Below are 23,037 nucleotides of genomic sequence, written 5' to 3'. Positions count from 1 at the left end.
TTTAAATTATAAAAAAATACCACCTATTCTATAGATGGTATTTTTTTGTTTTATATTTTTGGAATAGTAATTGTAATCTTAAGTACATAAAGCAATAAGCGCTTTAAATTAAAGTGCATTACAATAACTCTATAACTATGAAAAAACTACTACTAATAATACTCGCAATTATTTCTTTAAACCTAGCTTCTGCTCAAGAAAGCGCTTTTAAAGATGGTGAATGGTTTAAATTTAAAATGAGCTATAGCAATTTCTTCAAGGCCGGAAATGCTACATTAGCAGTTAAAGAAACAGAACTGGATGGAAAACCTGTTTTTCATGTTGTAGGCAAAGGCTGGACAACAGGTATGATTAAATGGTTTTTTAAAGTTAAAGACCGCTACGAAAGCTATATAGATGTAGAAAAAATTATTCCATACAAATTTATAAGAAACATAGACGAAGGCGGACACAAAAAGAATATCGAAATAGATTTCAATCACGATAACAAAACCGCATTTGTACACAACAAAAAACACAACACAAAAAAAACCATTGCCACAAAACCTAATGTACAAGACATGGTTTCTATGTATTATTACTTAAGAAACAACATTAATATATCAACATTAAAACCTGGTGACGAAATTAAAACAGATATGTTTTTTGATGAAGAAAATTACGGTTTCAAACTTAAATACTTAGGAGAAGAAACTATAACAACAGATTTTGGTGAAATTGAAGCCTTAAAATTTAGACCATACGTTATGGCTGGCCGTGTGTTTAAAGAAGAAGAAAGTTTATCACTTTGGGTATCAAAAGATAAAAATAAAGTACCTTTACGTATTAAGGCCGATTTGGCTGTTGGCTCTCTAAGAGCAGACCTTGAGGCTTTTAAAGGACTTAAACACCCATTTAAAATTGTAGTAGATAATTAAATGAATATAGATCAAAAAATAACCGACCAGCTAAAAGATAAATACGAATCAATAGACCAAAATGTAAATACACATTTAGAAGGTTTATTACATAGTAAACCAATAGATTATTGGGATTACATTCAAACAGATGCACTTTTAAATCTCCAAGTACAACGTACTGTCTTTCCAGACGAAATGGTGTTTTTAATGTATCACCAAGTAAACGAATTATTATTTAAGATGATTCTTTGGGAAATAGATCAAGTAGCAAAAAAAGAAGATGTCTCTGCTGTTTTTTTCGAAGATAAACTTATGCGTATTAGCCGTTATTTCGACATGCTAACTTCTTCTTTTAATGTTATGAAAGACGGAATGGATGTTGCGCAGTATAACAAATTTAGACACACACTAACACCTGCAAGTGGTTTCCAAAGCGCCCAGTACAGAAAAATTGAATTTGCCTCTACAGAACTTATTAATCTAATTGATAACCGTTTTAGAAAAACCATCGACCGAAATACACCTTTCGAGCATGCTTTTGAGCATTTATATTGGCAGGCTGCAGGAAAAGATTATAAAACAGGAAAAAAAACATATACATTAACAGTTTTCGAAGAGAAATACAAAGACGAATTTATTAGATTTGCGGAGTTTACTAACACGCATAACCTATGGACAATTTTTAAAAAATTACCACAAGCTGTTAGAGACGATCAAGATTTAATTAAAGCAATGCGTCATTACGATTATACAGTAAATATTACTTGGGTAATGGCACATTATAACACAGCAAACCACTATCTTAACATTGGTGGCAAAGCAGTAGAAGCAACAGGAGGAAGCGAATGGGTAAAATATATGCATCCAAAGTATCAAAGAAGAATCTTTTTTCCAGATCTATGGAGTCAACAGGAATTAGAAGATTGGGGAAAAAATGTTTAATAGCATCTATATGCTTTATCTCTATATTAAGCTGTAAAAAAGAAGTCGAGAATAACAATGCTCTTGACACAGCGTTAATTGAAGAGCCAAAAGAAATTTTTGAATTCGGTTTTAATTTAGAAGATTATGTCGTTAAAAAAGATACAATAAAAAACGGTGATACTTTTGGGAAAATTTTAGAGCGAAATAACATTTCTTATCCTAAAATTTTTGAAATAACAGAAAAATCAAAAGATAGTTTCGATGTAAGCAGGAACTTACAATTAGGTAAACCTTACACCTTATTGTGTTCTAACGACTCTCTTCAAACTCCAAAATGTTTTATTTATCAACCAACAAAGGAGCGTTATGTTGTTATAGATTTTCAAGACTCTATTAAAACCTACACTAGTTACAAACCTATTAAGTATGTTGAAAAAACGGCTTCTGGAGTAATTACTTCAAATATTTCTCAAGCAATGAGTGATCAAGGTAAGCCATTCATGCTAGCTTTAAAGATGAGTGACATTTATGCCTGGACAATAGATTTTTCAAGACTTCAAAAAAACGATAAATATAAAGTTGTTTATACTGAAAAATATATAGACGATTCTATTTACGCAGGAATTCACGAAATAAAAGCAGCCTATTTTGAGCACAATAAAGAGCCTTTTTATGCTTTTGAATTTGAAACAGATTCTGTTTTAGGAATTCGCGATTATTTTAGTGACGAAGCAAAAAATTTACGTCGTGCATTTTTAAAAGCACCTGTAAGCTTTAGTCGTATTTCATCTAGATATAATCTTAAAAGACGCATTGCACATTATGGATATCGAGTAAAACCACATAGAGGAACAGACTTTGCTGCTCCAAATGGCACACCAATAATGTCTACAGCAAATGGAACTGTTACAAGATCTGGTTATGGCCTAGGTAATGGTAAATTTGTTAAAGTAAAACACAATGCTACTTATAGCACACAATACCTTCACATGTCCAAAAGAAACGTAAAAGTTGGCGATTTTGTAAAACAAGGAGAAGTTATTGGTTATGTTGGAAACACTGGTAGCTCGTCTGGGAACCACGTATGTTATCGTTTTTGGAAAAATGGAAAAGAAGTAGATCCTTTTAAGGAAAAACTACCTGAAGCTAAACCAATTTCCGATAGTTTAAAAATTGAATTTTTAGAATATATAAAACCTATAAAAAAACAATTAGAACTTTTAGATTATCCTAAAAAAGTTATAGAAACTGATAGTTTAAACACAGAATTTAAAGAAAACAAACTAATCTCATAGAAAACATAGAAAATGGCATTACCGGCAATTAACCCAACAACAACGGCTGCTTGGAAAGCGTTACAAGATCATTTTGACAGCGTTAATCAAGTAGATATAAAAGACCTATTCTCTTCAGATAAAGAAAGAGCAGATAACTTTAAAATTAGTTGGGAAGATTTTTATGTAGATTTTTCAAAAAACCGAATTACAGAAGACACCTTTAAACTTCTTTTAGACCTTGCAGATCAAGTTAAACTTAAAGAAGCTATTGCATCTTACTACTCAGGTGACATTATTAACAAAACCGAGAACAGAGCAGTTTTACACACAGCATTGCGTGGTAAAGAAAGTGATACCGTATTAGTAGACGGTAAAAACGTTATGCCAGAAATTTTTGCTGCTAAAACTAAAATGGAAACCTTTACTAACGATATAGTAAGAGGAAATAAAAAAGGGTATACAAATAAAGTATTTACCGATGTTGTAAACATTGGAATTGGAGGTAGCGATTTAGGACCTGCAATGGTAGTGGAATCTTTGCAGTTTTACAAAAACCATTTAAATACTCATTTTGTTAGCAACATAGATGGCGACCATGTTAGCGAGATATTAAAAAAATTAAACCCTGGAACTACACTTTTTGTTATTGTTTCAAAAACATTTACAACACAAGAAACCTTAACTAATGCTACAACAATTCGTAAATGGTTTCTTAAACATGCAAAACAAGAAGATGTTGCAAAACACTTTGTAGCAGTTTCAACAAATACCCAAAAAGTAAAAGATTTTGGCATAGATGAAGATAATATTTTCCCAATGTGGAATTGGGTTGGTGGACGATTTTCTCTATGGAGTGCTGTTGGCTTAACAGTAAGCCTTGCTGTTGGTTTCGAGAATTTCAATAAACTATTAAAAGGAGCAAACGCAATGGATCTTCATTTTAAAAATGAAGAATTTGACAATAACATTCCAGTAGTATTAGCTTTAATAAGCGTTTGGTACAATAACTTTTTTGGAGCAGAAAGCGAAGCTGTAATAGCCTACTCGCAATATCTAAATCAATTCGCTACCTACCTGCAACAAGGTATCATGGAAAGCAATGGTAAATCAATTGACAGAAATGGAAATAGAGTAAATTACGAAACTGGAACTTTAATTTGGGGAGAACCAGGTACAAACTCTCAACATGCTTTCTTTCAACTTATTCACCAAGGTACTAAATTAATTCCAGCAGATTTTATTGGCTTCGCCGAAAGTCTTCATGGCAATCAAGAGCACCAAGACAAATTAATTTCTAACTACATCGCTCAAACCGAAGCCCTATTAAATGGCAAAACTGAGACAGAAGTATTAAAGGAGTTAAAAACACAAAACTTATCTGATGCTGAAATAAAGGAATTATTACCTTTTAAGGTTTTTAAAGGTAACAAACCTACAAACTCAATCTTCATTAAAAAATTAACTCCGGAAAGCTTAGGAAAGCTAATAGCAATGTACGAACACAAGATATTTGTACAAGGAATTATCTGGAATATTTATAGTTACGACCAATTTGGAGTAGAACTAGGTAAGCAATTAGCAAGCACAATCTTAAAAGATATAGAATCGGGAGATTTCAAGAATCACGACACTTCTACCCAAAATCTTTTAGAATTTTTTAAAAATTTTAGATAATACTTGTTAAAAAGCTTGTTAATAGGTTTATTTTTTCAACATCTAAAAATCAAGCATTTAAACATATCTTCGCAAAGCGAAAATTTGTTAACATTAAGTTAATGTTAAAGGTTTTATTATACCTATTTTTGCAAAAAATTTAACATATATTAACTTTAATCTTACCAAATGAAAAGCACAATTAAAATGTTGTTTTTTGCAGTTACTATTTTAAGTTCTGCAATCACTATGGCTCAAAGTACTGTTACAGGAACTGTACTAGAACCAGAAAGTAATTTACCTTTACCAGGTGTAAATATTTTAGAAGCTGGTACTTCTAACGGAATATCTACAGATTTCGACGGTAATTTCAGCATTGTAACTAAATCTAAAGACGCAAAAATAATTGTGTCTTACGTAGGTTACTTATCTCAAGAGTTTACAGTAACTGGTAGCAAAGACCTTGGAAACATTACATTATCTCCAAGTGAATTTGGATTACAAGAGGTTAACATTATGGCGTCTGTAGCTGTAGACAGAAAAACACCTGTTGCAGTATCTACAATAAGAGCTGCCGACATTGAATTAAAATTAGGAACTCAGGAATTTCCAGAAGTTTTAAAATCTACTCCAGGAGTATATGCTACTAAAAGTGGTGGTGGTTATGGAGATGGACGTATTAACTTACGTGGTTTTCAATCTGAAAACGTTGCAGTAATGATTAATGGTGTTCCTGTAAACGATATGGAAAACGGAGCCGTATACTGGTCTAACTGGGCTGGTTTAGGTGATGTTACTAGCTCTATGCAAGTACAAAGAGGTTTAGGAGCTTCTAAGGTAGCTGTACCTTCTATTGGAGGAACAATAAACATTATTAGTAAAACTACAGATGCAGAAGAAGGTGGAAACATTTACACAAGCTTAGCTAACGATGGTTACAAAAAATTCGGTTTCACTTACTCTACTGGATTAATGGAAAATGGTTTTGCTGCTACAGTATCTGGATCTAAAACAGATGGTGACGGTTATGTAGATGGAACAGAATTTAATGCAGTTTCTTATTTCGTAAATATTTCAAAAGAAATTAACGACAACCACAAGTTATCTTTTACTGCGTTTGGTGCTAAACAGCGTCACGGTCAGAGACAAAACAGAAACACTATCGAAATCTATAAAGAAAGCGAAAGAGGAAGAAAGTTTAATCCAGATTGGGGATACAAAAACGGAGAAGTAACTCACGTTGAAGATAACTTTTACCACAAACCACAAATATCTTTAAACCACTACTGGACTGTAAATGAAAAAACATCTGTATCTACTGCAGCATATGCTTCTTTCGGATCTGGAGGAGGTGGCGGTACAGCCGGAGATGAAAGTTCTAAATTTAATTTAGGAAGTTCAGAATATAGAATAGGAAATTTTGGTCCTATTGATTTAGATAAAATTGTTGACGAAAACATCGCTAATGGAGCTAATGGTTCTACTGCAGCTTTAAGAGCTTCTAGAAACGATCATGTTTGGTATGGTGTTATATCTACATTAAAAACTGATTTAACAGACGAGTTAGTATTTTTAGGAGGTTTAGATTATAGAAACTACAAAGGAATCCACTACCAAGAAGTAACAGATTTATTAGGAGGACAATATTTAGCAGACGATAGCAATGTTAACAATCCTAATGCAGCATTACAGGTAGGTGATAAAAGAAGTTATTCTAATGATGGATTAGTAGGATGGTACGGAGCTTTTACTCAACTAGAGTACTCTAAAGATAAACTATCGACATTTGTATCTTTATCTGCTTCAAATACTTCTTATAAGAGAGTAGATTACTTTAACTATTTAGATAGTGACCCATTACAAGAGACTGACCGTTATAACTTTTTTGGTTACGGAGCAAAAGGAGGAGCTAACTACAATATTGATGATAACCACAATGTTTTCGCAAACGTAGGTTACTTTGAAAAAGCACCACTTTTTGATGCTGTATTTACTCAGTTTGACAATGAGCACATTATTGAAGATGCTGAAAACCAAAAAATTACAAGTTTCGAATTAGGTTATGGTTATAGAAGCGAAAAATTAACAGCTAACGTTAACATCTACAGAACACTATGGAAAGATAGATCTGAAACAGTATCATTCGATCAACCAGATGGTACATTTGCATCTGCTAATGTTTTAGGAGTAAATGCAGTACACCAAGGTATTGAAGTAGATTTAAAATATAAAGCTACAGAAAAATTAACTCTAACAGGTGTTGCTTCTCTTGGAGATTGGAAATGGGATAACAATGTAAAAGATGTTCAAATTTTTAACGATGAACAAGAATTAGTTGAAACTGTTAACTTGTTTATTGAAGATTTACATGTAGGTGATGCTGCGCAAACAACATTTGCTTTAGGTGGTAGCTACAAATTAGCTCCTGAAACAAGATTTATTGTAGATTACAACTACTATACTAACTTATATGCAGATTTCGATCCTAGTGATAGAAATGATGCTACATATACAAAAGATGCATGGGAACTTCCTGCTTACGGTCTTTTTGATACAGCACTTAGTCATGGTTTTGCCTTTGGAGGATTCGATGCTAAATTAACAGGAAGAATAAACAATATTTTTGATACTGAGTATGTTTCTGATGCTAGAGATGGTTCAAATTCTGATGCTCAAACATCAACAGTATATTATGGTTACGGTAGAACATTTAGTGTTGGACTGAAACTTAACTTTTAAAAAAAAACGAAAATGAAAAAAATAGTTTATTTATTAGCCATTATCGGAGCATCAGTTTTAACAGGATGTAATCCCTTAGAAGATATCAATAACGATATCGATTCAAATGCAAAAGCTATCGTTGGAAATGATGAATTTACATTAACAACTGAAGACTACGCAGCAATAGTTGAGCAAGGTGAAGATGAAGATGCAGATTATTATGAAACATTTGAAGCATTTAGCTCTGTTGATGATGCAAAAGACATGTTACCTTCTTTTTTAAGTAACAAATATCCTCTTTGGGGACAATCATCTTCTGTATTAGTTCACTATAACTTATACGATGGTAATCCTTCAGAAGTATCTTCTTTTGTAAATGCAGAAGCATACGTGTTAGCTTCTGAAGATTATACAATCGCAGGTGCCAATGCTTTTTATCAAGATGAAGATCCTGATGCAACAATAGAAGGTCTTTTATTAAATGAAATAACAGCTCCTGAAGCTGGAGATGTTGTTAGAGTTCAATACAAACAATTTACTGAAGAACCAGTTATTGGTTTTGCTCCAATTCAAGAATACAACTTTACAAATAGCTTAGATAGCTGGACTACAGAAGAAGAGTCTGGTGCAGATGCGGTTTGGACAGAAAATGCTGAATATGTACAAGGAAATGGATTCTTTAGTGGTTCGCAAGTAGCTAACGAAGAGTGGTTAGTTTCTCCATCAATTGATTTAACAGGTGAATCAAACTTAAAATTCCAAATTACACATTCAATTAAATACGCATCTGATCTTTCTTTACTTAAGATATTAGTATCTACAGATTATGTTGATGACGTAACAACTGCAACTTGGAATGAAATTACATTAGCTACAGCAGCATCTGAAGACACTTTAGATCCTTCTGAAGATTATGACTTTTCTGCTTACGATGGAGAAACTGTAAACATTGCTTTAAAATATGAATCTACAGATTCTGATGCTGGACGTTGGAGAGTAGCATCAATAGCACTTAAAACTACAGGTATTGAAGGAGACACATTAACAAAGTCTGATTATTACCAATATACTGAAGATGGAACTTGGGAAATTGTTAATGATGTAAAATATTTAACATCTGATGATTATGATTTCATGGGTGAAAACCAAGGACAACCAGGACAATATAACAACTTTAGCGGATCTTTATTAGCTAGCGATTACTTACCTGCATTCTTAAGCTTAAAGTACCCTTTTGCTCAAGAAGAAGATTCTATGTACATAATGTACAAGTATTATGGAGGAAGTGCAGTAGGAACTGTAACAAAAGGTAATTTATATACTGTTATCAATGGTGTATGGACACCAAGTATCGCTTCTTTACAGTTTGGATTTGATAATGGAATTTGGGTTCCAGATAACACTATTAAATACACTTTAGTAACAGCAGACTACTCATACATAGCTTCTCAATTATTAACTGAAGAAGGCTTTGAAGCTGCAGCAGGAAATTTAGATTCTTACGGTAACTTTAATACAGCATCAGGTTCTTCTGGTTGGAGTCCTGAAATGCTTGAAACTGCAATGGGAATATTATTAGATAACCTATATCCAAATGCGGAAGAGGCTCAAAAATATCTTTTAACATTCGATATTTATAATGCAGGAGGTGGAGTACAAGACTTACACCTTATTAAAACAAATGGTGAGTGGGTAACATTTAACTAATACCCAAACTACTATATTTATTAAAAACCGCTTCGTTAAGAAGCGGTTTTTTTATGCCTTAATTATTACTACATTTGTTTTATAACTAATTAAAATATTTACTATGATTAAAATGTTGCACTCTTACTGGGCTTATCTTGTTTTTTTAATGATGATAATTACCACTGTAAATGCTCTAGTTAAACACTTTGGAAAGAAAGAATACGAACCTAAAGATTTTAGAATAGCACTCTTTACACTTATAGTATCGCATATTCAATTACTTATAGGTATTGTATTATGGTTCTCACAGGATTATTTTGGAGAACTCTCTGTAACAGAAGTTATGAACAACAAAGCAATACGATCTAATGCTATTGAGCATCCTTTTGCAATGATTTTAGCGGTTGCTTTTATTACTATTGGCTATTCTAAACATAAAAAGAAGTTAACCTCAGCTGGTAAACTAAAGCCTTTAGCTATATTTTACACACTAGCATTAATTTTAGTTTTAGCAAAAATTCCTTGGAGTATTTGGTTTTAAAAAATAGACTAATAACAAAAAACGCCAACTTAATAAGTTGGCGTTTTTTTTGTTTTGATATATAGTAATTAACTTTTCTGTATGTTTTTGGCTTCTATACTTAAAGTTGCATGTGGCACTAATTCTAGACGTTTAGGGTTAATTAACTTCCCTGTAACTCTACATATACCATATGTTTTATTTTCTACTCTTATAAGTGCATTTTTAAGATCACGAATAAATTTTTCTTGTCTAATTGCTAAAGCAGAATTAGACTCTTTACTATTAACAGCACTACCTTCATCAAAGGCTTTAAATTGAGGCGAAGTATCTTCTGTCCCATTTGTATGGTCGTTCATATACGCACTCTTAATAAGCTCTAAATCACGTTTAGCATGCTCAATTTTATCTAAAATTATAGTTTTAAATCTTTCTAATTCGCTATCTGAATATCTTACTGTATTTTCTATTGCCATAACATTAATTTTTTTTGATAAATAATTTGGTCTCTATACTGTCGAATGCAATATCTATACCGTTATCTAATTGTTCTACAATCTCAAGGCTATCTGTTAATGTTTCAGCCTTAATATATTCTAAATTCGTTTTCACTGCTTTCACAATCTCTTCATTTTCTTGAAGCTGAACAGAAATACGATCTGTAACCTCAAAACCTGAATCTTTACGTAAATTCTGAATTCTATTTACAAGCTCACGAGCAATGCCTTCTTCACGCAATTCTTCAGAAATTGTTACATCTAAAGCAACTGTTAATGCTCCTTCACTTGCCACAAGCCATCCTTCGATATCTTGAGAAGTAATATCTACATCACTACGTTCTAAAGTAATACTTTTTCCATTACACTCGACATCAATCGTTCCGTTTTGTTCAATATTTTTAATATCTTCTGAAGTCATTTTTTGAATCTGACCTGCAATCAACTTCATATCTTTACCAAAACGAGGCCCTAAAGCTTTAAAATTAGGTTTAATTTGTTTTACTAAAATATCAGAAGCATCTTCTAAAAGCTCAACATCTTTAATATTAACTTCACTTTTAATTAAATCTGCTACTGCTAAAATTTCTTCTTTCTGTACTTCAGAACTTACAGGAATCATAATTTTTTGTAATGGCTGACGTACTTTAATTTTCTCTTTAGCTCTTAACGATAATACTAAAGAACATATTGTTTGTGCTGCTTCCATTTTACGCTCTAAGGCTTTATCAATAAAACGCTCATCGCTTTTTGGGAACTCTGCCAAATGTACACTTTCAAAGTTTTCAGAATGTGTTGTATTTGTTAAGTCTAAGTAAAGTTTGTCCATAAAAAATGGTGCAATTGGTGCTCCCAGTTTCGCTATGGTTAACATACAAGTGTATAACGTTTGGTAAGCCGATATCTTATCTTGTTGATAATCGCCTTTCCAGAAACGTCTTCTACTTAAACGTACGTACCAGTTACTTAAGTAATCTTGAGTAAAATTAGAAATAGCACGAGCCGCTTTTGTTGGTTCGTATTCTGCATAATACTCGTCTACTCTTTGAATTAATGTGTTTAACTCAGAAAGTATCCATCTATCAATTTCTGGTCTATCTTCTAATGCAATATCTGCTTCAGAATACGTAAACTCATCAATATTTGTATAGAGTTGAAAGAAAGAATACGTGTTATAAAGTGTTCCGAAAAACTTACGCTTTACCTCTTCTATTCCTTCTAAATCGAATTTTAAATTATCCCATGGATTTGCATTTGAAATCATATACCAACGTGTAGCATCTGCTCCGTAAGTGTCAAGAGTTTCAAATGGATCTGTTGCATTACCTAAACGTTTAGACATTTTCTGTCCATTTTTATCTAACACTAATCCGTTAGACACTACGTTTTTATACGCTACAGAATCGAAAACCATAGTTGCAATAGCGTGAAGCGTGTAAAACCAACCACGTGTTTGGTCTACTCCTTCAGCAATAAAATCGGCTGGGAATGCTTTGTTTTGGTCTATTTTATCTTTATTCTCAAAAGGATAGTGCCATTGTGCATATGGCATAGAACCAGAATCGAACCAAACATCTATTAAATCGCTTTCACGTTTCATTGGTTGTCCGCTTGCCGATACTAATACAATTTCATCAACAATGTTTTTATGTAAATCTATTTTCGCATAGTTTTCTTCAGAATTGTTTCCTACTTCAAAATCTGCAAAAATATCTTCAGCTAAAACACCAGCAGTAACTGCTTTTTTCATTTCAGCTTTTAATTCTTCAACAGAACCAATACAAATTTCTTCTTTACCATCTTCTGTTCTCCAAATTGGTAATGGAATTCCCCAATAACGAGATCGAGATAAATTCCAGTCGTTTGCGTTTGCTAACCAGTTACCAAAACGTCCTGTTCCTGTAGACTCAGGTTTCCAGTTAATGCTTGTATTTAACTCGTGCATTCTACCTTTTACATCGGTAACTTTAATAAACCAAGAATCTAATGGGTAATAAAGGATCGGTTTATCTGTACGCCAACAATGTGGGTAACTGTGCTTATATTTCTCAACCTTAAAGGCCTTATTTTCTTCTTTTAATTTAATCGCTAATTCAACATCTATTGAGCGTTCTGGAGCTTCACCATCTGCATAATATTCGTTCTTAACATACTTACCACCAAACTCTTTCATCTCTGGTCTAAAACGACCTTGTAAATCTACAAGTGGTACTAAGTTATCGTTCTCATCCTTTACCAACATTGGCGGGATTTCTGGAACTGCTTGCTTTGCTACCAAGGCATCGTCTGCACCAAAAGTAGGTGCTGTATGTACTATTCCAGTACCATCTTCTGTAGTTACAAAATCTCCTGCAATTACTCTAAAGGCATCTTGAGGATTATCGTTTGGTAAAGCGTATGGTAATAATTGTTCGTATTCAATACCAACAAGATCTTTACCTAAAAATTCTTTTACAACAAAATATGGTATTTTCTTGTCTCCGTCTTTATACTCTAAAAGCGCTGGTTTTTCTTCAACGCGTTTAAATTTTCCATCAAACTGTTTGTTAACTAAAGCTTTTGCCAAAATAACATTCATAGGTTTGAATGTGTATTGGTTATATGTTTCAACTAAAACATAATCAATTTTTGGTCCAACAGTTAATGCTGTATTACTTGGCAATGTCCAAGGTGTTGTAGTCCATGCAGTAAAATGGATATCGCCTTCATTTTGTAAGAAATCTGGCAATGTACTTTCTATAGCTTTAAACTGAGCAACAATAGTTGTGTCTGTTACATCTTGGTAAGCACCTGGCTGGTTAACCTCGTGAGAACTTAAACCGGTTCCTGCTTTTGGTGAATAAGGCTGAATAGTATAGCCTTTATACATTAGTTTTTTAGTGTATATTTCTTTTAATAACCACCAAACTGTTTCCATGTATTTAGGCTCGTAAGTAACATACGGATCTTCCATATCTACCCAATAACCCATTTTTTGTGTTAGGTTATTCCAAACATCTGTATAACGCATTACTGCTTTACGGCAAGCTGCATTATAATCTTCTACAGAAATGGTTTTACCAATATCTTCTTTGGTAATACCTAATTCTTTCTCTACACCTAATTCTATTGGTAAACCGTGTGTATCCCAACCAGCTTTACGCTTAACTTGGTAACCTTTCATGGTTTTATAACGTGGAAAAATATCTTTAATGGCACGTGCTAATACGTGGTGTACTCCTGGTAAACCATTTGCACTTGGTGGACCTTCGAAAAACACATAAGGTTCTGCGTTTTCTCTTGTAGTTACACTTTTTTCAAAAATGTTGTTTTCTTGCCAGTATGCTAAAATTTCTTCTGCAACGTTTGGTAAGTTAAGTCCTTTATATTCAGGGAATCCTGCGCTCATTTTTTCTAATTTCTTCAGTTCGTAATATCTTCTTATAAAATCAGGTTTAATAAAGCAATATAAGCTATTGCTAATCGTCAAATTACTAAGCATTTGACCTGTTTCTAATAAGAAAAGCGAAATTAAGGAATTTTAGTAAAAAAGAGGTTATAATTAATTAACAGAAATACGCTTCAAATCATTTAATCTTCAACAAAAATTTCATCGTCACACAAATCATTATAAAATTCAACAATTTTTATAGCTCTTTTTTTTGTGTATTTTTCGCTGTTTATTTTACTAACCAAACTCGGGCAGTCTTCGAAGAATTTAGTTGCTTCCTTGTTATAAAAACCATTATTAAGTTTAGTAATTAACTCTTGCTCTGGCTTTTTTATATAATAATGGTTTTTATTTTTTTTAGACACCTCTATATAAGAGCCTCCAAACTTATCGTCATTTGAAAATAACTCTCTTGTAATATAACGATAATAATCAATTGTTTTATAAAGGTTTACATTCCCTTTTTCAATGACTTCTAGTAATAATGGATAAGACAAATCTGCTTTTAAATATTGATACTCACACATTACATCTTTATCAAAACCGTGAAATGTTATAGCTTTTACCATGATATCCTTCCATTCATCAGGATCGTCTTCTAAGGTTAATCTAAACAGTATTATCCAATTATCTTTAATACTTGCGTACCCTTTTAATGATGTTCCATCTCTAAAAAACAAGGTTGCTTCTTGGTCTTGGGCAAGTGCTAAGTTTAGCGTTAAAAAAGACAGTATAAAAAAGAGTTTATTCATAATTCTTATTTAATAAACAATAATAAGAAATATGTTTTTAGCTATTAATACTATTACATAAAAATATCGATTTAATTAGAATTAATTATAGCTTTTTTAGTAATAACAAAATTTGTAGACTTTATATTAAAAATATAAGTTCCTGTTTGTAATTGTATTGGAATTTCAATTCTATTAATTGAAGTATTAACCTCTTGTTCTAATACTGTTTGACCTAGCATATTTATTACCTGGACAGTATTTATCTCCTTGTTTGAAGGATTAGAAATTGTTAAAACTGAATTGTTTTTTACAAATACGGTTAAATTATTATTCTCTTCAAATTCATCGGTTGACAAACTCGTAGGATCTTGTGTAAACACAATACTAAATCGATTTGTAATTTCTCCTAAATCTACAGTTGTTGTATACTTAGCTTCTCTAAGATTATGATATGTACTACCGTCTTTTAAGTAAATGTCTAATAATGGATCTACATTTTCTAAAGCATCTATACCTATTTCTATAATACCTCCATTTACAGTTTTAACTGTTAGTGGTAGCGCTGTTGTAGGTAGGGTTTCATTTGTTCCTTGTATTAAGAATTTATCATTTGCAAATTCCCAATACATATCTTCACTATTACTTTCGTTTATTTTTCCATCGTACCCCCAATTATAGTCGATAGTAGCATTCTCATCAATAGTTAAAAGAATTTGTCTATTATAAGTTTCTGGTGATTTAAAGCCAAATCTAAACTTAGGTCTTAAATCTTCTATAGCAGAATCGTTATTAGTATTGGTAGACTTATTAGTGCTATTTTTAAAAAACCATGAATTTATATTTCCTGTTTCTTTAACAAAAACTCTTTGATCATTTTCAAATTTAATATCTCCAGAACTTGAGCCCTCTACAAAGAAACCTTGACTTACAGGTACGTAACGTTGTGGAGTCTTTATACCAGTCCCTCCCGATCCATCTGTTCCTCCTGTTGTATAGTCATGCTGAATTGCAGGAACTCCTCCAGAGAGATTATAAACTCCATAACCGCCTTGATACTCTAAGGTATTATGTGTTCCTCCTGCAAAATGCTCCCAGAAATAAAGTTCTCCTGTAAGGTTAAGGTTATCTAAAATAAAAGCATTAGCGTCTATTGCTGAAGCGTATGGATTACCAACTAAATAAGTGTTATTTGCACTTATTGGCAATAATATAGTAGCATTATTTGGCTTACCTGTAAAAGTATAATTTTGCTCATTTGAAACAGCTCCAGTTCCTGGTCCTTTCATAGAATAACCTTCTCCTACTTTTAAACTACCAGTTTCAAGTACATGCTCCCAATTATAGTAGTCTGTTGCAAGATTACCATATTTCCATAACCAGTAACGAGCTATTTTAATAGGAGAACTAGTATTATCACCATTATAACCACCAACAAAATCAATTGGTACTGGATTATTAGAATCTGTTCCATCCATCATTACACTCTCTATAGTGTAACTTTCGTTTCCGTCGACTGTTGTATCTGGATTGCTAGAATGTACTGGAGATGAAAAATAATTATAAGTATACAAGTTTTCTGTTCCTTGCTGGTCTCTTTCTAGTTTACCATTAGTACCAACTATTAAATCGCTCTCGTTTGTTTGAATTAATTGAGATTCATTTTCTAAATCTATAAACCCATTTAATTCTAAATACCAAGTGTTTTTAAGTTCATTATCTGCGATTTCTAGTTCTTGATTTGCATCAACAAATAAACCTAATGTTGTATGATTTACAGCAGTATTTACATTGTTTTTTATATTTACAATAGACCAATCTTTATTGTTTACTTCATCTGTAATATCCCAAACATTACCATGAAGCCATGTTGCTGTTGTTGACCAATTTCCATCTACTATCGTTTGATAAGGCATTGGAGCTGTTTGCTCTTGAACGCTTGTAATATTATGAAGTTCTAAGTTATTATTATTTTCGGAATAATCAGATGTTGTATTACTAATTATGTTAGACATTGGGTAATATCCTTTTAAACGACTCCATAATACCTTTTCTGAAGTACTAAAATCTTGAATATTTTTTGGTATAACAGTACCTCTTAAAACTCCTGAGTTATTCTCAATTTCTTGATATACCATTTGTTTTATTTGATCGTTTGTTAATGCAGAATCAAAAATTCTAACTTCATCAATATCTCCTTTAAAATGACCAAAACCAGCTGTGCTTGTATTTGTTGGATATCGTCCTATTGTAAATCCTCTTTGTGAATAAATATGAGGAGTTCCATTAAAATTTTTAGTTAAAAGTTCAGAATTTAATCTTGAATCTGTTGTTGTACCAACCAATTCTCCATTTAAATACAATTTAACTGTTTGGTCTGAAGAATTAAATACTCCTGTTAAATGATACCATAGATCATTTTCTAATTTAATACCTAATGACGAATCTGGCTGAACCTGTATATTAGAAGGATAGTTACTAGAAGCTGTTACTTGATCTTGAGTAATAACATAAAAAGCAGGTGTCCTACCATTAGTTACGTATAACCTCATATTTTCCTGACCTGCAACACTATATAAATTTGGAAGGTTCCCACTTGAAGTATGACCAATTTTTACCCATCCCATAACTGTTCCTGCTGTCCAGTTTTCTATGTAAGGTGCTGTATCTAAATAATCATCTATTCCATCGAAATCGATAGTTGCTGAAGATGGTGGATTAACATTAAAAACATCTCTATAATCTAAATCACCAACTGTAAATAAATCTCCATCTGCATCTGGTAAAACTGCTAAATTAGTTGGATCGTCTATCTCATCGTTATAATCTAAATCATTAACATTAGATCCTTCAAAAGAATCATCTAAACCATCTAAATCTGTATCTACACCACTTGCTACATTAGCCATTCCATTTTCTTCAATATCCAACATTTGATCGTTGTCTGAATCTAAATCTAAATAGTCTGGAGTACCATCTCCATCTGTATCTTCTATGTTTACAAAGCCTTCTCCATAATTATCGTCAACTCCATCATTATTTGCATCTATCATTGATGCACCATTACCACTTGGAGCAATATAACCTATTGTTGTTTGAGCTTCTACATTATCTGGAATACCGTCATTATCACTATCTATGTCAATAAAATCTGGGATATTATCTCCATCTAAATCATTACTACAATTTAAGCCATAACCCGTTGCATACAAAAATGTAGGTCCTTGAACTTTTTGTGTAACCTTAACAGTATTTGTTGCAGACGAATTCCATGTTATTGTATTAAACTGTGGATGAGATGGGTCTATAATTAAATCTTCTAATATTGAAGTTGCTGTACGTTTTCCCTGAATAGAAACTTCTCCGTTTGGAGATATAAAAATTCTTAATGAAATGAATAACGGATTACTATTATTATAATTTATTGACCAAACATTAGAATTACCAGACTGACCATATAAAGAATTATCTGAAGCAAAACGTACTAAAGACTCTCCAGTTGTATATGCCCACGTATTATCAAACTGAATTTCATCAGGCACTAATTTGGTACCGTTTATAATTAAATTAAAACTATTGTCTATCGAAGAAATATCAATTACATAACCACCTGTTGAAGCAGTCAAGTTAAAGGTTTGAGTGTTTCCGTTTGTAACAGAAAAAGCACTAAATTCTACTCTTCCACATTCGTCAAAGTCTAGTATACCATCATTATCATCATCAAGATCACAACTGTTATTTAACCCATCTCCATCTGGATCATTAGTAGTTGCTGTACCTAAAATAGCACCATCTACACAATAATCAATTAGTGTTCCGTCAAAATTTCTACAATCATTATCTAACATTAGAGTTTGTGAACAGTTACCATAAGCAATACAAGCTTTAGAAACATTTGCTAACTCTGTAGAGTTGTTAAAATTTTGATACACATTAGCTTTAGCAGCAGGATTAGTACCTGGATAATACTCCAAATCAAGGTTTGGGCCTATTGTACCACTATTAAAAGTAGCTTTTTGTCCAAATCTTATATATCCAAGTTTAGAGTTACTGGTTGGACCTGCAAAAACGCCATTTGTAACATTAACAGCACTTTTAATTGTCATTTCTCCTTCATTATAAAGATAATCAGAACTTGAAGACATATTCATACCAGAATTAAGATCCATAGTTGCATAATTTTCTAACATACCTCCATTAAAGACAATAGTCCCCGATTCTGTTATAAAAAGTCCAGTATTAATTATCTTTCCTCCATCTAAATCAAATCCTTGTTCTGTAGTTACATTACCACAATTACTAAATATAACATTAGACTTAAAAACAAAACTTAGTCCTATATTCAAATCACCTCTATTTCTAAGGTTAGTTGCACCTTCTAATACTATGTCTTTATTAATATTGAAAGTCCCAAAATTTTCAATGAAATTATTAGCAGAAGGGCTATCAAATTTTAAAGCTCCCATTTCTATTAAGCCATAATTTACAATACTATTAGCTCCTGAACTATTCAAATCAAAATCTACATTTCCAGAGGATCCAGTTTTTAAATATCCCGTTGCCGAAACAAATAAATCTAGTTCACTTTTAAATTCAACAGGTTGAAAAATAATAAAAGAACCCTGTACATCAATATCTACGCTGGTATTTATCGTTGTTACTATAGTACCATTTATAGTTACTGTTATACCTGGTGCAATACAAACCGAACTATTATCATGAAAAGTAACATCGGTAAGTGTTGCATTTGCTGTAAAACAAGTTTTAGTATTACTCGCAAAAACAAAATTGCCTGTTGTAGGACCTACAACATCACAATTATTACATTGTGAGTAAATATTATTTATCAAAAAGAAGAAAAGTACTAAAAAAGCACTCTTAAGTAGTGTTGTATTCATAGGTTAAATCATTAATTTCCAATAGACTTGGGGAGTCAAAGGTAAAAAGCAACCACAATATTAGTTTAAATAACAAATACAAACATTTATTATTCGATTAAATACATAAATTACCGTTTAGTTTATGCATTAACGCATTTTTAAACTAAAAACGACCAACTACCTGATTTAATAATTATTAAGTTGGTTTCGGCAACTTAATTTGCTTAGACACTTTTACACAATAAAGTCTACCAAATCTTCAATTTTAGAAATTAATTGAATTTTTATCTCTGTATCTTTAAGTGATATTTTATTATATTTTGAAACAAAAATAGTTGAAAAACCAAGTTTTTCTGCCTCAAGAATACGTTGTTCCACACGTTGAACTGGACGAATTTCTCCAGACAAACCAACCTCTGCTGCAAAACAATAATTTGAAGGCAATGCTTCGTCTTCGTTTGAAGATAATATAGAAGCTACTACTGCTAAATCTATAGCCGGATCATCTACGTTAATACCACCTGTAATGTTTAAAAATACATCTTTTGCTCCTAAACGAAAACCTGCTCGTTTTTCTAAAACTGCTAAAAGCATATTTAATCGTTTAGCATTGAATCCTGTTGCGCTACGTTGCGGTGTTCCATAAACAGCAGTACTTACCAAGGCTTGTACTTCTATCATTAATGGTCGCATACCTTCTAAAGTTGCTGCAATAGCATTACCTGAAAGTTCTTCGTCTTTTTTAGAAATTAAAATTTCACTAGGATTACTTACTTCTCGCAAACCTGAGCCTTGCATCTCGTATATACCTAGTTCATGAGTGGAACCAAAACGGTTTTTTTGAGCTCTTAAAATTCTAAAAACATGATTTCTATCTCCTTCAAATTGCAACACAGTATCTACCATGTGCTCCAATATTTTAGGTCCTGCTATATTACCATCTTTAGTAATGTGACCAATTAATATAACTGGTGTATTGGTTTCTTTTGCAAACTTAATTAGCTCTGTAGTACACTCTTTTACTTGAGAGATACTTCCGCTAGAAGATTCGATATAATCGCTATGCAATGTTTGAATAGAATCGATAATAACAATATCTGGCTCTAAAGCTTCAATTTGTTTGAAGATATTTTGCGTTTTAGTTTCAGTAAGAATATAACAACTGTCGTTATTAGGATTTATACGCTCAGCACGCATTTTAATCTGTTTCTGACTTTCTTCACCTGAGACATAAAGCGTTTTATATGGTAGTTTTAAAGAGATTTGAAGTAATAATGTACTCTTTCCAATTCCTGGTTCTCCTCCTAAAAGTGTTAATGAACCTGGAACAATACCGCCACCTAAAACACGATTAAACTCGGCATCTAAAGTATCTAACCTTGCTTCTTTACTTGAATCAATTTCTTTAATTCTTAAAGGTTTAGAAGCTCGCGATTTTGTGTTTGAAGGTGTTTTCCAATCGCTCTTTTCTGGTTTTTGAATAACTTCTTCTACAATAGTATTCCACTCTTTACAAGCTGTACATTGTCCTTGCCATTTAGAATATTGCGTGCCACAACTTTGGCAAAAAAACGTAGTTTTAACTTTAGCCATAACTGGTTTTGTTTTACAACTGTATTAACAGCAAAAACACTTTTATTTAGTTAGTTATTTCTTCCGCGAAAGCGAAAAACATATTTATTTAGTATCCGAAATCAGCTTTAATTTGTTCTGAAAGCTCTAAAACATGATCTTTAGTAATACCTCCAATTTCTTCTAAGATGTAAGCAGACTGGTATGTTTTCATAGCTTTTTTTGTAGATCCGGTTTCTTCGTAATAACGTCCTAAATAATAGTTTCCTAAAAGTGTATTTGGATAATGTTTTCTGGCTAACTTTCCTAAAGGCTCGAAATACTCAAACTTTTTAGACTTATTTATTGCTGCCGCAATAGCTCTAAAATCATTTACTAATATTGTTTTATCTATCCCGAATAAATCGTCGATAGCAGCATATTTTTCTTCCAAATAATCTACCGGAGATGTTTCTAGTTTTAAAATAGTGTCTTTATATTCTTGTTTAGATATAGGCTTAAAAACAAAGAAAATACTTTCTAAAGCTTTTGGAATAGCGTATGCAGGAAGAGAATAATGTGTTGGACCGTCGAAATTATCGAAAGCGCTAAGCACGTTTTTATTATCTATACTTTTAATTGCTTTATTTAAAGCTTCTGTTTTAGTTCTAACATCTTTAATATCATTGTTAGACGTTGCTAAATAATAGAATGTTTTAGTTTCAACACCTGATAGTTTTTCGGTTAAAAACATTTGCATATCGGGAGCTAATTCTGGACTTAAACTTACATAAGCATTAAATAAAGGTATTTCTTTAAATAAATAATAATTTATAAAGTTTGCTGTAATACCATGTCCTACTGCTACTTTAAACTTTTCTGTTCTATATGTTTTTTCTATGTAAGGCATTAATTCCATACCTATAAAATCGAAAAAAGCTGCTCCTGTTTCTTCTGGCAAAGAATTTAATAGAGAGTACATAGTATCGCTATCTCTCTTATCGAATTGATTAATTCCAACCACTATAGCTTCTGGAATATCTTCCCAATAAGATGCGTATTCTACATTTCCTGCAACAATTTCGAACATGTAATCACCATCTAAAACAACAACTACTGGATAGCTTTTATCACTGGTATTGTAACTTCTTGGTAATTGAATTTTAACTTCTCTAGCTTCACCTAGTTTTTCGGAATTAAAATTTTTATAAGTGACTTGTGCACCAATAAATTGTGCAGAAAAAAATATAACGAAAAGGTATAATATACGTTTCATAGTAGTATTTATAAAATTAAAATGCAATGTACAAATTATTTCTTTCGATTGTAAATAGGGAGAAATAATAGTGATAAACCTCCTAAAATGATAATCATTACCGTTTGCGAAGTCCACATAATCCATCCAAATGCACGACTTGGGTCTTCTGGCAAGCTAAATAATAAAAAGGCAATAACTATAGCTTCTGGATAAGAACCAATACCTCCATTTGTGGCAGCTATACTAAAACTCGCCAAAATAAAACCTATTAAAACAGCTCCAAAAGGAATAGGATTTAAACCTTGTATTGCATAAGTTGTGACATAGAACATAAGCACATACATACTCCAAATAAAGATAGTATGAAATATGAATGCCCATTTTTTCTTCATTTTAAAAATACTTAAAGCGCCTTCTATTAAACCATTTACAAAGGTTTTAATTTTTATTGCTAACGCAAATGTGCTTCGTTTTATATAGAAAATAAAAAATAAAGCAGCAATGACAAGTATTAAAAAAGCAAAGATAATTTTGGTAGGATTAAACTTTTCGGTTAAAAAATTATAGATAAAATCGAACTCTAAAAACAATGTAATAGCTATAATTACTAACATCATTAAAAGATCTGCAATACGCTCTGCTACAATGGTTCCAAATCCTTTTTCGAAAGGGACACCTTCGTAATTAGTAAGTATAGATGCACGCGCTACTTCTCCAGCTCTAGGTATAGTATAATTTATTAAATAGGTGGCAAATACAGCCATTATACTATTACCTAATTTTATTTTATAACCTAAAGGTTCTAACATAAAAAGCCACCTGTATGCTCGAGATAAGTGACTTAATAAACCAAAAAAAACACCCAATAGGATGTAGGTGTAATCAGCTGTTTTAAAGTAACCTAAAAGCTCTTGAAAAGATAGTTTTGATAGCGAATACCATATTAAAAAAACTCCCAATAAAATTGGGAGCGTGATTTTTAATATTTTAAGTATTGATTTACTCAT

General features: G+C 32.0%; 14 protein-coding genes. 7 read left to right on the top strand and 7 right to left on the bottom strand.

Going from position 1 to position 23,037, the window contains the following annotated elements:
* Positions 1 to 137: 137 nt before the first annotated feature.
* The 7 genes from Q0935_RS06505 (at position 138) to Q0935_RS06475 (ending at position 9,704) form a co-directional block, all read left to right on the top strand.
* Entirely contained in the window at positions 138 to 917 is a 780-nt protein-coding gene (locus Q0935_RS06505; RefSeq protein WP_299383580.1) for a DUF3108 domain-containing protein, read from the top strand.
* A complete protein-coding gene (locus tag Q0935_RS06500) occupies positions 918 to 1,841 on the top strand; it encodes a tryptophan 2,3-dioxygenase family protein (protein ID WP_299250071.1) in 924 nt (307 codons plus the stop codon).
* Positions 1,799 to 3,118 (top strand): M23 family metallopeptidase, encoded by a 1,320-nt coding sequence (locus Q0935_RS06495; RefSeq protein WP_299383577.1) that lies wholly within the window; start codon positions 1,799 to 1,801, stop codon positions 3,116 to 3,118. Before Q0935_RS06500 ends, Q0935_RS06495 begins: the two co-directional genes overlap by 43 nt.
* A gap of 12 nt (positions 3,119 to 3,130) precedes the next feature.
* Positions 3,131 to 4,774, top strand: coding sequence for a glucose-6-phosphate isomerase (gene pgi / locus Q0935_RS06490; protein ID WP_299383572.1), 1,644 nt, complete (start codon positions 3,131 to 3,133; stop codon positions 4,772 to 4,774).
* Positions 4,775 to 4,942: 168 nt separating this feature from the next.
* Positions 4,943 to 7,492 (top strand): TonB-dependent receptor, encoded by a 2,550-nt coding sequence (locus Q0935_RS06485; RefSeq protein WP_299250077.1) that lies wholly within the window; start codon positions 4,943 to 4,945, stop codon positions 7,490 to 7,492.
* 12 nt (positions 7,493 to 7,504) lie between these two features.
* Positions 7,505 to 9,181, top strand: coding sequence for a choice-of-anchor J domain-containing protein (locus Q0935_RS06480; RefSeq protein WP_299250079.1), 1,677 nt, complete (start codon positions 7,505 to 7,507; stop codon positions 9,179 to 9,181).
* A 94-nt stretch (positions 9,182 to 9,275) separates the two neighbouring features.
* A complete protein-coding gene (locus Q0935_RS06475) occupies positions 9,276 to 9,704 on the top strand; it encodes a hypothetical protein (RefSeq protein ID WP_299383853.1) in 429 nt (142 codons plus the stop codon).
* Positions 9,705 to 9,772: 68 nt separating this feature from the next.
* On the opposite strand, the gene Q0935_RS06470 is transcribed toward Q0935_RS06475, so the two are convergent.
* From Q0935_RS06470 to Q0935_RS06440, 7 genes are all read right to left on the bottom strand, one after another.
* Positions 9,773 to 10,159 (bottom strand): TraR/DksA C4-type zinc finger protein, encoded by a 387-nt coding sequence (locus Q0935_RS06470; protein ID WP_299250081.1) that lies wholly within the window; start codon positions 10,157 to 10,159, stop codon positions 9,773 to 9,775.
* Positions 10,160 to 10,163: 4 nt separating this feature from the next.
* Complete coding sequence (gene ileS, locus Q0935_RS06465; RefSeq protein ID WP_299383567.1) at positions 10,164 to 13,568, bottom strand: isoleucine--tRNA ligase; 3,405 nt, start codon at positions 13,566 to 13,568, stop codon at positions 10,164 to 10,166.
* Between the two features lie 182 nt (positions 13,569 to 13,750).
* A complete protein-coding gene (locus Q0935_RS06460) occupies positions 13,751 to 14,362 on the bottom strand; it encodes a hypothetical protein (RefSeq protein ID WP_299383563.1) in 612 nt (203 codons plus the stop codon).
* A gap of 71 nt (positions 14,363 to 14,433) precedes the next feature.
* Complete coding sequence (locus tag Q0935_RS06455; RefSeq protein ID WP_299383560.1) at positions 14,434 to 19,239, bottom strand: LamG-like jellyroll fold domain-containing protein; 4,806 nt, start codon at positions 19,237 to 19,239, stop codon at positions 14,434 to 14,436.
* A gap of 216 nt (positions 19,240 to 19,455) precedes the next feature.
* Positions 19,456 to 20,814 carry a DNA repair protein RadA gene (gene radA, locus Q0935_RS06450; protein WP_055434678.1) on the bottom strand — a complete coding sequence of 453 codons (1,359 nt, stop codon included), beginning with the start codon at positions 20,812 to 20,814 and terminating at the stop codon, positions 19,456 to 19,458.
* A gap of 88 nt (positions 20,815 to 20,902) precedes the next feature.
* Positions 20,903 to 22,048, bottom strand: coding sequence for an alpha/beta hydrolase-fold protein (locus Q0935_RS06445; protein ID WP_299383556.1), 1,146 nt, complete (start codon positions 22,046 to 22,048; stop codon positions 20,903 to 20,905).
* A 35-nt stretch (positions 22,049 to 22,083) separates the two neighbouring features.
* Positions 22,084 to 23,037, bottom strand: coding sequence for a lysylphosphatidylglycerol synthase transmembrane domain-containing protein (locus Q0935_RS06440; protein ID WP_299383553.1), 954 nt, complete (start codon positions 23,035 to 23,037; stop codon positions 22,084 to 22,086).

It is taken from the genome of uncultured Lacinutrix sp. (assembly GCF_947500605.1).
Classification (GTDB): Bacteria; Bacteroidota; Bacteroidia; order Flavobacteriales; family Flavobacteriaceae; genus Lacinutrix.
The sequence above is the reverse complement of the archived record's forward strand: the minus strand, read 5'-3'. Positions and strand labels throughout refer to the sequence as shown.